At 66.2% G+C, this 12,057-nt stretch carries 6 protein-coding genes; 1 reads left to right on the forward strand and 5 read right to left on the reverse strand.

All coding sequences use genetic code 11. The features are described 5' to 3' along the window. Positions 1–8: 8 nt before the first annotated feature. From JI752_RS00790 to JI752_RS00810, 5 genes are all read right to left on the reverse strand, one after another. Entirely contained in the window at positions 9–3,137 is a 3,129-nt protein-coding gene (locus JI752_RS00790; RefSeq protein ID WP_216958043.1) for a hypothetical protein, read from the reverse strand. Between the two features lie 203 nt (positions 3,138–3,340). Further along, positions 3,341–3,733 (reverse strand): hypothetical protein, encoded by a 393-nt coding sequence (locus JI752_RS00795; protein WP_216958044.1) that lies wholly within the window; start codon positions 3,731–3,733, stop codon positions 3,341–3,343. A gap of 19 nt (positions 3,734–3,752) precedes the next feature. Further along, positions 3,753–4,235: a glutathione peroxidase gene (locus JI752_RS00800; protein ID WP_216958045.1), complete on the reverse strand. Its 483-nt coding sequence runs from the start codon at positions 4,233–4,235 to the stop codon at positions 3,753–3,755. 316 nt (positions 4,236–4,551) lie between these two features. Continuing rightward, a complete protein-coding gene (locus JI752_RS00805; RefSeq protein WP_216961689.1) occupies positions 4,552–6,891 on the reverse strand; it encodes a TonB-dependent receptor in 2,340 nt (779 codons plus the stop codon). 482 nt (positions 6,892–7,373) lie between these two features. Next, on the reverse strand, positions 7,374–9,437 hold the full coding sequence (locus JI752_RS00810) for an amidohydrolase family protein (RefSeq protein WP_216958046.1): 2,064 nt from the start codon (positions 9,435–9,437) through the stop codon (positions 7,374–7,376). Between the two features lie 164 nt (positions 9,438–9,601). Between JI752_RS00810 and JI752_RS00815 the strand changes: the two genes are divergently transcribed. Then, on the forward strand, positions 9,602–11,803 hold the full coding sequence (locus JI752_RS00815; RefSeq protein WP_216958047.1) for a M3 family metallopeptidase: 2,202 nt from the start codon (positions 9,602–9,604) through the stop codon (positions 11,801–11,803). The last annotated feature ends 254 nt before the right edge of the window (positions 11,804–12,057 follow it).

The raw sequence follows: 12,057 nt of genomic DNA on the forward strand, positions 1-12,057 counted from the left end.
GTGGGTCTTCAACCAAGCGAGTTGATCGATCGCACCAGGGTGTGGAGCGCGGTCCATACGTCCGGCAGCACCAGCGGGAGCAGCACCGCGCCCATCGCCAGGAACTTCGGCCATAGGGCCCGCAACGCGCCGCCGAAGCTGAGGTCATCGCCATGCCGGGTGAACATCGCGCCGAGCATCGGGTCCTTCTCCAGGCGCAGCACCGCAACGACGATGATGGCAAAGCTCGCCAGGAGCAGCCCGATCGACATCGTCCTGAGCCAGCGCTCGTATATCGGCGGGTACGCCGTCATCGCCAGCAGAACCGCCAGCGGCGCGGCCAATGCGCACCAGGCCGAGAACCGGATGGCGACCACAAGCAGCTTGAGCTCGGCGACCAGCTGACGTTGCCACGCATCGAACGTGGAAGCATGGGGTGGATACACGCCGTTTCCGTCGATGATGAGCCTCCCTTCGAGGATCCACGCCCGCAGCGGTCGCGACTTCAGGGCCGCAACGTCCTTTCGCCGCAACTCCAGGTTGAACGGCGTCTGGATGGTCTCCTGCAAGGCCTGCGGCGAGGGCCAGTCCTTCATGCCCTTGCGCGCCTGGACGGACGGAATGCTTCTGGACAGCCACAGCGTGACGCGGCCGAGTTGGCGCAGGTGCGAAGCCAGCGTCACCAGGAAAGCCACGCTGCACAACAGGGCAAGCATCGCGAACAACCAGGGATTGCGCGCATCCACGCTCACCGGCCGGGTGTCGGTGAAGTAGAACGTGAAGACCACGATCAGCAGGATGCCCACCGGAATCAGCCAGGGCCGCCTGCTCTGCACGGCATCGGGCCAGTCGAGGGACCGGCCATACACCTCGTAGCGTCGTCCCGCGATGCTCAGGCGCACCACGCCCACGATCGCGAAACAGGCATAAAGACCCCACAGGCAGTACACGGCCCACAGATCGCGGCCATGGGCCAGGTCGAAGGACGCGTCCAGACCGCCCCACCGACCGATCTGACCCAAACGCACCACCGCGACCAACGCCACCACACCGGCGATGACGGTCAGCCCCCAAAGCAGCGCGCGTCCAAGCGTCGCGAGAGACTCCACGGCCTCCGGGTCCTCCACGGGCGCCGGCCGCGAACGGTCCGAAGACGTCGTATCGCGGGCCAGGAACCAGCGGGTGAGCCATCGCGAGTCGGTGACGAGGTGTCCGGCGAAGTTCGACATTACGCTCCCGCCCGGCGTGCCGCGCACCATCCAGACACCGGCCGCGAAAAGGAAGATCGCCAATAGCGCCATCGCCAGGTACCAGGGCCGCTGCAACGCCATGCGCGAATCGGCGGCGACCATGGTGCTTCGGCGCTCCTCGTCCAGGCTCGCGAATCCGGCCAGGGTCGCCACGTACAGCTTGGGATCGCAGGGGCCGCCGGGGCACATCGCACCCATGACGTATTCGGAAAGACCGCCGTCGCGATAACCCGCGGCCCGTTCGCGATAACCGACCATGAGGTGAACGGCGCGAAGCATGTTGGCGGCGTGGTCGGTCGAGAACGGGATGCGCATCGCCTTGTCACGCGCCTCGCCCCGTTGCTTCAGGTTGGAACGGTCACTTCCGCGCCGTCGTGCGCAAGCGTCCACTTCGCCGTCCCGCAAGCAGACGATGGGGTCCAACGCGGGCACGATGACGGCGCCACGACTGGTCGCGCGGTAGTCGGGATGCACCATGAGATAGTCCATTTCCAGCATCACCGGCAACGCCGCCGGCAACGCCTTGCGCACTTCACTGAGCAGGAAGAGGCGGTCGCGCACATCGGTGGCGACGATCACCACCACATCCGGCTTTCCCCATACCCGCATCGAATCGAACATGCGGTGCAGCATGAGTTCGTCAGAGCGGGAGCTCAGCGCCGGCTGGTACGGAGGCGGACGGTCGACGCCCGCCTCCGTGCTGGCCATGTCCAGTTCCAGCAACCGTCCCGAACTACCCGTCGCCTGCTGGCGCGCCGCCAGTTCCGCCTTGCGCAGACGCGAGTGCTCGGCACGTATGGACGAGATGTTCGGCGAGAACGGTTTGACCTGGAACCTAAGGCTTCCCTTGCCCGGGCAACGCGGAGGGTCGTCGTCCAGTCGGTTCGCAAGGTCCCGGGCCCCTCGTCCGAAGGTGGATTCCTCTGCCAGAAACACGATCCTGCGCTCGTGCAGCAGGTCGTTGTCGCACAGGTATCGGGTGAGCGACTGCATCTGCCTGTCGAGCGTCCAGGCCAGTGAGCCGTACTCCACCTTGATGCCGTGGACAAAGCCATGTTGAACGATCCACTGATTGGTCGACACCGACGCCGTGGGACTGATCAGGTTCACTTTGAGATCGCCCGGCCGCCCCGAGCCGTCGCACGTTTCGCCCCCACAGCCGAGCCGGCCTATGGCGACCGCCAGCGACTGCATCGAACCGGAAAAGGAAGGCCCGATCACGTTCAAGGTCTTGCTGCCTGGCGATGGTCGCCGGTTGCAGGGCTCCGCGGGCGACAACGCACTCACCGTCGCCCTGACGTCGTTGAACAGCAGCGCGCACTGGGCAGCCACCGCGAACGCACGCGGCTGGACCCCGTAGCTTGGCGAGTCGCCGACCAGATAGACCAGGTCGTACGCGACGTCGGCGGCGCCCAGGGCCAGTTCGCGACCACGCGCTGCCTCGGCACCCGGTTTTCCGTGTTCCCGCCACACATCCTTTCGGAACAGAAGCAGGCTGGGCATGCCACGATGCTTGCCATCGTAGCTGGCGGTCCCCTGCACGCCTGCAGTGGGCAGAGCATCGGGCTTCCTCGGTTCCCACGAGAAGGCGAAACCGTCCAACTCGTAACCCTTTGCCTGGTAGGCACTCAGCACCGCCGCCACGGCCATGTCGAACGATTTGCCCATCGTCGTTTCGACCGGGTCGGGCACCGTGACCACCGACGCGTGCAGCACGACCTCGCCATCGGGCGGCAGATGGCGCAGGGGTGTGAGCGCGTTCTGCAACTGCGGCGTGGTGATGAAGTACGGGTTGCTCGGGGGTGACACGAGTGCAGGTGCGGATGCGGATGCAGGCTCACCAGGCGCAGGCGCGGCCGAGGATAGGCCGAGCTGGCAGGCCAGGGTCAGTCCAGCCATCCAGTTCATGATGCGGTGGCATGAGCGCTCTCCCGCCGCCATGCGCTGTACGCAGCCTCGCGACCATCCCCGCCCCGAATTCACGTCCCTGCCCATCGGATACCTCCGACGGTGCCAACGCCGGCCTTTCCGGTGACCGGCCAGCGACACGACGATCGCCGGTCGTCAGCCCACGTGAAATCCCAGCGCGACGTGACGATCGTGCGTCGGGATCAGTCGCTGCCTTCGCGCAACCACCTCTGAGCGGCGACCACGTCAACGAACACGCGCGCATCGATCCCGTGGGCGCGCGCGTAGAGTTCGCAATACTCCACTTCCTGCAAGCCGCGAGGCTTCACGTGTGCGATCTTCAGGCGGCGCATCTGCTCCGGATCTGTGCGCACGACCAGCTCAAGCCATTGCGCTTCCGACAGCGGCCCTCCATGCAACTCGTCGACAAGCAGCACCGCACTGGCTCCCGTCTCATGCGCCGCGCGAAGGATCACATGCCAATATGCGATGGCATTGCCCAGGGTTTCCGCACCATGGACGTCCACGCGCAAGCCCAGCGCATGCGGCGCGACCTCGACCTGCAGCGACGACTCGGAGGAAGTGTCGTGCGTCATGGCGGGCTCGGCGGTCGGCTCAGCTCAGCGCGGCCTCGATATCCTTCGCGATCGATTCCGGCTTGTCGGTGGGCGCATAGCGCTTGAGCACGCGGCCGTCTCGGCCGACCAGGAACTTGGTGAAATTCCACTTGATGCCGTCGATGCCGAGGAACCCGCCCTTCTCGTCCTTCAACCACTTCCACAGCGGATGCGCGGCGTCGCCGTTGACGTCGATCTTGGCGAACATCGGGAAGGTCACGTCGTAGGTGAGCGAGCAGAAGTTCTTGATCTCCGCTTCATCGCCCGGCTCCTGGTGGCCGAACTGGTCGCAGGGGAAACCCAGCACGTCGAAGCCGCGATCGGCGTAGTCGCGCTGCAGCTTCTCCAGGCCCGTGTACTGCGGGGTGAAACCGCACTTGGAGGCGACGTTGACGATCAGCAGCGCCTTGCCTTTGAACTCGTCCAAGGGACGCGGTGCGCCGTCGATGTCGGTGGCGGTGAAGTCGTAGGCGGTGGTCATGGCGGTGCTCCGGTGACGGGTTCAAGGAAGGATAGCGCGGACCGGTGAACGACCCGCGCGCGCCGGAGCCGTCATCCCGGCGAAGGCCGGGACCCAGGCCAATTCACCTTCCGAAGGGCGGCGGCGTTGCCTCAAGAACCTGCGATACGGGCCTGGGTCCCGGCCTTCGCCGGGATGACGGTGTGGATTCGTCTCGATGACGGCTTCGGATTTGCTGCCACGACGGCATCGAAACCGCGACCACGATGCCCACCGCACAAACAACAACGCCGGGACAAGCCCGGCGTCGTCGCTCATGCGTTGGAACAGGCAACCATCAGAACGAAGCGCGGAACTCCATGCCCAGCGTGCGCGGCTCGTTGATCATGCCGGTGAGGTTGTTGAAGTCGATCGCGCCCACCACCTGCACTTCGTCGGTGATGTTGCGGCCGAACAGCGCCAGGTCGTACTTGCCGTAGTCCCAGCTGTAGCCCACGCGCAGGCCGCCTTCGGTCAGCGACTTGCCGGTGAATTCCACCGAGTCGTACAGGAAGAAGTTCACGTCGCTGCGGTACACCCAGTCGGTGAAGACGTAGAACTCGTTGCCGTCGTTCATCGGGATGCCCCAACGCGCGGTCAGGTTATGCGTCCACTTCGGCGCCTGCGGCAGGGCATTGCCGTTGATGTTGGCGCTGAACGAGCCGGTGACGGGGTTGAACGTGGTCGGATCGGTCACGGTGCAGTTCGGACGCGCCGGATTGATGCTGTTCGCGCAGGTGGCCACGATCAGGTTCGGATCCTTGATTTCCGTGTCGTTGTAGCTGCTGCCCAGCGTCACCAGCACGTTGTCGGTCACGTAGGCCTGGAAATCCATTTCGAAGCCCTGGCCACGGGTTTCGGCGGCATTGAGCAGGATGTTCGCGTTGCCCTGCGCGCCGCCGACGGCGGTGAGCTGCTGGTCGTCGACCTCGTAGTAGAAGACGTTCGCGTTGATGCGCGCGCGGTTGCCCCACAGGTCGGCCTTCACGCCGAACTCGTAGGAGGTCGAGGTTTCCGGCGTGGCGACGGACTTGGCGTTGAACGCGCCGGCGGACTGGATGCTGCTGCCGCGATAGCCGGTGGCGACGCGCGCGTAGAGGTTCACGTCGTCGTTGATCTCGTACGTCGCCGCGAGGTCCCAGCTGAACTTCTTGTCCTTCGGCGAGGCCGACAGATCGCCGTCGGGCTCCTGCGCCGCCAGCTGCTCCAGCGTGCACTTGCCCAGCAGGACGCACGGCACGAAGCCGGTGTTCCAGTATTCCTCGACGGTCAGTTCCTTCTCGTCCCAGGTGTAGCGCGCGCCGGCGCGCAGTTCGAGCGCGTCGGTGGCCTGCCACGTCGCGGCACCGAACACCGCCCACGAATCGTTGGTCTGGCGAATGCGCTGGTAGCCGTCCGGCGTACCGCCGGCCAGGGAGTCGTAGCTGAAGCTTTCGACGTCGTAGTCTTCGTTGAAATAGAACACGCCGCCCTGCCAGTTCCAGGCAGTGCCGGTGTTGGACTCGATGCGGAATTCCTGCGTGTACTGCGCGTGGCTCGGAATGCCGTCGGCCGTTTCCGAGGCGAACGGAATCACGCCCGGACCGGACAGGCCCGGCGGCAGGAACACGGCGCCGTAGCCGCCGTCGATGTCGCCGCGGCTGTAGGTTTCCACCGACTCGTAGCCGGTGATCGCATACAGCGTGTAGGTGTCGCTGAGGTTCCAGCTCAGGCGCGCGCTGGCACCCTTGCTGTCCAGCTCGGAATGGTTGAGGCCGTCGAGGGTGACGCTGTCCTCGTCGAAGCCGTCGACCAGGTCGTTGGTGCCCGGCTTGATGATGTTGGCGCGGAACAGGCGCGCGGTGCCGTTGAGGTGGCGCGCGTGGACGTTGAGCAGCAGGTCCCAGTCGCCGCCGTCGTACAGGGCCTGCACGCGGGCCGCGGACTCGTCGTAGCCTTCGAAGCCGTCATTGGGGCCGTCGAAATCGTTGGTGACCCAGTCGTCGCGACGCTGGAACAACGCCGAGGCGCGCGCCGACCAGTTCTCGCTGATGCCGCCGCCGACGGCGCCTTCGAAGTTCACCATGTTGTCGGTGCCGACGCCGAGCTTGCCGTAGCCGCTGAACTCCTGCGCCGGACGCGCCGACTCGAACTTCACCACGCCCGCCGGGCTGTTACGGCCGAACAGCGAACCCTGCGGGCCGCGCAGCACTTCCACGCGGTCCAGGTCGAACACCGGGAAGCCCTTCAGGATCGGGTTTTCCTGCACGACGTCGTCGTACACCAGCGACACCGGCTGCGAGGTATTGAGGCGGAAGTCCGTGTTGCCGTAGCCGCGGATGTAGAAGCGCGGGAACGCGCGGCCGAACGAGGATTCGATGTTCAGGCTCGGCACGCGGCCGGACAGGAAGCGCACGTCGGTGCCGCCGGAGCCCAGGACATCCAGCTCCTGCGCGTTGATCGTGCTGACCGAAACCGGCACGTCCTGCAGGTTCTCGACCCGGCGCTGCGCGGTCACCTGCACGGTGTCCAGCGTGGTGGCGGAGGATCCGGTCGTCGTGGGCTGCGCATCCTGCGCGAAGGCGGCCTGGCCCGGCAGCATCAGTGCGATGGCGACGGTCAGGGCGTGGCGGGGAAGCTTGCGCGAAGCTTGCGGCATGGAAGGCATGGAAACGGTCTCGATGGGTGGCGCCAGGCGATAGACGGCGCCAAGGGTTCGAAGGCCGACGCATCGATGCCCCTCTCCGACATGCGATGCGGCGATGCAAAGGGTCAGACCGTCCCTTGACGGCCTCGGCGCGGACCCGGTCCCGCGCCATGGCAGCTCGACATGACGGGCGAATGTTACCAGAGTGTTAAAGGCCCGTACCGGGCCGTATTTGGCGCTGTCCGTTCCTTGCCTTCTCCCCATGCGGAAGAAGGTGCCCGAAGGGCGGTTGAGGGGAGCACGCCAGCATCGTAGCCCGGGTAAGCGCAGCGCACCCGGGGTGCGGTCGCATTCCCGGAGGTCGCGTTCCCGGGTGCGCTGCGCTTACCCGGGCTACGCGGCTGGCGTGCTCGACAGGCACCACCGCCGTCCATGGCGATGCGCCTGGGCTCCGGATCGCCCTGCCCGGCCCTCCTTGGCCGGTCGCCGCAGGCCTAGCGGCCCACCTTCACCGCCGGCGCGAACGGCTTGATCCCCAGCGCCTCATGGATCTCCGCCGGGTAGTAAGCCGTGTCGCCCTTCAGCACCAGCGCCACCTTGCGGATATCGGCGATGTTCTTCGTCGGATCGCCGTCGATCAGCACCAGGTCCGAACGCTTGCCCGGCGTGATCGAGCCCCGCTCGGCCAGCGTGCGGCTGTACTTGGCGCCGTTCCAGGTCGCGACCTGCAGTGCCTGCGCCGGCGTCAGGCCGGCCTGGACATACAGCTCCAGCTCGCGCTGCAGGGTGAAGCCAACCATCTCGTCGGTGCCCGCCACCATCGGCACGCCGGCCTTGTAGGCGCGACCGACGAACTCGACCATCTTCGCGTACGAGCGGTTGTACTTCGCCGCCGTGGCGTCGTCGGGGATGTTCATCTCCGCCGCGCGGCGACCGCGCTGCACGTCCGGCGGCAGGTGGTCGGCGACGTCGGCCACGATCGGCGACATCTCGCCCTCGCGCTGGTGCAGGAACTCGAACGTCGCCAGCGTCGGGTCGATCACCACCTGCTTAGCTGCCAGCGTCTGGATGAAGTCCTGCACCGGCTTGCTGTCCAGGTCCAGGCCGTCGGTCTTGTCGGCGGGCAGGTAGAAGCGCGCCAGCGTGCGCGTGTCGGTCTTGTCGTCGACGAAGAAGTTCAGCATCAGCTGATTGATGTGCTGGATCTCGTCGAAGCCGTCGTCCACCACGTCCTGCGCGCGCAGGAACGCCGGCACGTGGCCGCTCACCCGCATGCCCTTGGAATGCGCGTAGGCGACGGTGTCCTTGAGGATGTCCTTGGGGAACGAGTTGTAGATCTTGATCTGCGGATAGTGGTGCGCCGCATACCAGTCCACCGCCTTCTTCGCGTCGTCCAGGTTCTTGACCACGAAGCCGTTGCGCGCGGAGAACTTGCTCTCGCCTTCGATGAAACCGGCCGGCACGACATCCGGCGACATCAGCGTGCCGTCCTTGATCTCGCCCATCATCTGCTGGAGCGTGGCGTTGTCGTTGCCCATGTCGCGCACGGTGGTGACGCCGGCGGCGAGGTTGAGCCCACCGTCCCAGCGGCCGACATGGCCGTGCATGTCGAACAGGCCCGGCAGCAGCACCTTGCCGTTGGCGTCGATGACGTGGTCGGCGGCCGCAGCCTTCTTCGAGGCGGGAATGATGGAGACGATCTTCCCGTCCTTCACCAGCACGTCGCTGGCGGCGCCGAGCGTGGCCTTCTCGCTGTCGAACACACGCGCATTGCGGATCAGCGTGGTGCCCGCGAGCGGATGACCCAGGCGCTGGGCCAGTTCGACCAGCGCCTGGCCTTCGGCCTTCTTCTGGCGCGTTTCCAGATCGTTCGCGGCGGCCTGGCAGCCGTCCTCGATCAGCTGCAGGAAGCCCGGATAGATGTAGGCGAACAGGCGCGGGTTCTCCCCGGTCGTCGCCCAGGCGAACGTCGGCACCAGACCGACGCCGGTCATCGCCACCAGTTGCACGTCGCGCGTCTGGGTCCCGCACTGCACCTGCGTCTGTTCCACCTTGCGCGAGGTGAGCGTGCCGCTGGGGATCATCGGCAGCTTGCCGTCCGGCCGCTGCGAGAGCGCGTTGAAGGCGACCGAGAAGCTCGCCGGTGAACCGCCCAGCGGCTGGTAGAGCGCCGTGCCCGTGACCGTCTGCGTGCCCTGGTCGGAGGTGGACTTCCACTGCGCCTGATCGCCGTCGCGGCGGAAACTCTCGTTGATCTTCGCGCCGAAGGTGGACGTGCCCTGCACCTGATAGGTCTGGTACGTGCCGTCGGGCGCGAGAGTGAACGCCTCCTTCAGCTCCGGCCCGCGGCCGTTGTCCTTGAAGATGAAATCGACCTTGGTCGTGCCGTCGGCCTCACGGGTCACGATCTGATGGCCGGCCTGCTTGCCCCCGTCCACCAGGGCGACATAGCGCAGCGTCTCCGCCGCCAAAGCATGCGGTGCGAGGGCCAGCAGCCCCAGGGCCAGCGATCCGGCCAGCGCGGCGCGCGCCCGCGTCTGGCGAGTAGTCGTGTTCATGTCCATCTGTGTCCCGGTGTGGCCCGGACCGGCGGTCCGGTGTTCCCGGAGTGTAGCCAGCCTGTGCCCGTACAGGCCGTTCATCTCCCCATGCCTTTCGTCATGGGTCCGCCCGAGGCCCTTCGGGTAGGCTTCGGGCTCCCTTTGACGAGGTTTCCGTACCCATGAAGCACCCTCTCGCCCTGGCGTTGGCCGTGGCTTTGGCCGCAACCGCCCCCACCTATGCCAAAACCCCCAAGGCAGACACCGCCGTGAGTGCGCAAGCCGCGAACCCGTTCTTCGCCGATAGCCCGCTGTCCCTGCACTACCCGCAGTTCGACAAGATCAAGGACACCGATTTCGCCCCCGCCTTCGACGCCGGCATGGCCGAGCAGTTGAAGGAGATCGACGTGATCGCCAACAACACCGCCAAGCCGACCTTCGACAACACCATCATCGCGATGGAGAAGTCCGGCCGCACGCTGAGCCGCGCGACGGCGGTGTTCTACAACCTGGTCGGCACCGACACCAATCCCGCGCGCGAGAAGCTGCAGGGCGACTACGCGCCGAAGTTCTCCGCGCACCGCGACGCGATCAACCTCAACGGCAAGCTGTTCGCCCGCGTGAAGGCGCTGTACGACACGCGCGACTCGCTGGGCCTGGACGCGCAGGGCGTGCGCCTGATCGAGCGCTACTACACCGACTTCGTCCGCGCCGGCGCCAACCTGTCCGACGCCGACAAGACCAAGCTCAAGCAGATCAACTCGCAGCTGGCCGCGCTGGGCACCAAGTTCAGCCAGAACGTGCTGGCCGAAGTGAATGCCTCCGCCGTCGTGGTGGACACGAAGGAAGAACTCGACGGCCTGTCCGACGAGCAGATCGCCGCCGCCGCCGAAGCGGCCAAGGCGCGCAAGCTCGAGGGCAAGTACGTCATCGCCCTGCTCAACACCACCGGCCAGCCGCCGGAGTCCTCGCTGACCAACCGCGCCCTGCGCGAGCGCATCCACAAGGCGTCGGTCGCCCGTGGCGCGCGCGGCAACGAGTTCGACAACACCGGCATCGTCGCCCAGGTCACCAAACTGCGCGCCGAGCGCGCGAAGATGATGGGCTACCCGAACTACGCCGCCTACGTGCTGGAAGACGAAACCGCCAAGACGCCGCAGGCCGTCAACGCGATGCTCGGCCAGCTCGCCCCGCCGGCCGTGGCCAACGCCAAGCGCGAAGCCGCCGACCTGCAGGCGATGATCGACGCCGAGCAGAAGGCCAAGGGCCAGCCGACGTTCAAGCTGGAGCCGTGGGACTGGTCGTTCTACACCGAGAAGGTTCGCCAGCAGAAGTACAGCTTCGACGAGTCGCAGCTCAAGCCGTACTTCGAGATGAAGAACGTGCTGGAGAACGGCGTGTTCTTCGCCGCCGGCCAGCTGTACGGCCTGAAGTTCAAGGAGCGCACCGACCTTCCGAAGTACCACCCGGACACCTGGGTGTACGACGTGTTCAACGAGGACGGTTCGCAGCTGGCGATCTTCATCTTCGACCCGTATGCGCGTGCGTCCAAGCGCGGCGGTGCGTGGATGAACTCCTACGTCGACCAGTCGGGACTGATGGGCTTCAAGCCGGTCGTGGCCAACCACCTCAACGTTCCCAAGCCCAGCGACGGCAAGCCGACGCTGCTGACCTGGGATGAAGTGACTACCGCGTTCCACGAGTTCGGCCATGCGCTGCACGGCATGTTCTCGAACGTCGAGTACCCCTACTTCAGCGGCACCAGCGTCCCGCGCGACTTCGTCGAGTACCCCTCGCAGGTCAACGAGATGTGGGCCGACTGGCCGTCGATCCTGGCCAACTACGCCAAGCACTACCAGACCGGCGCGCCGATGCCGAAGGAACTGCTGGACAAGGTGCTGGCCAGCTCGAAATTCAACCAGGGCTTCGCGACGACCGAGTACCTCGGCGCGGCGATGCTCGACCAGAACTGGCACCAGGCCACCGAAGGCCAGCTGCCGGCCGCCAACGGCGTGATGGGCTTCGAAGCCACCGCGCTGAAGAAGGACGGCGTGGACTTCTACGCGGTGCCGCCGCGTTACAAGACGCCGTACTTCAGCCACATCATGGGCGGCTACGCGGCCGGCTACTACGCCTACATCTGGTCGGAAGTGCTCGACGCCAACTCGGTGCAGTGGTTCAAGGAGAACGGCGGCCTGACCCGCAAGAACGGCGACCACTTCCGCCAGTCGCTGCTCTCGCAGGGCGGCAGCACGGATGCGCTGCAGCTGTTCCGCAACTTCGCCGGCCACGATCCGAAGATCGAGCCGCTGCTGGAGAAGCGCGGCCTGACCGCCGCTCCGGCCGCTGCGCAGCCGACGGGCAAGGCGGCTTCGAAGAAGTAAGCGCTTCGAAGCTCGCGTGAAACGAAAGGCCGCCCGGGAAACCGGGCGGTTTTTTTATGGCTGTCGCATCGACCCGCCATTGCCACCTGGCACTGCCACCTGCCGCCGTTCGCCCTGAGCGTAGCGGCGCAGCCGCGAAGTCGAAGTGTGAGCGGGCCGCAGCGCCCAGCCCGTCCATCCTTCGACTTCGCTTCGCTACGCTCAGGACGAACGGTGACAGGCTGGCGTCGTCCCACTCCGGGTCACGGTGGGGC

This window comes from Lysobacter sp. MMG2, assembly GCF_016735495.2.
GTDB lineage: Bacteria > Pseudomonadota > Gammaproteobacteria > Xanthomonadales > Xanthomonadaceae > Lysobacter_J.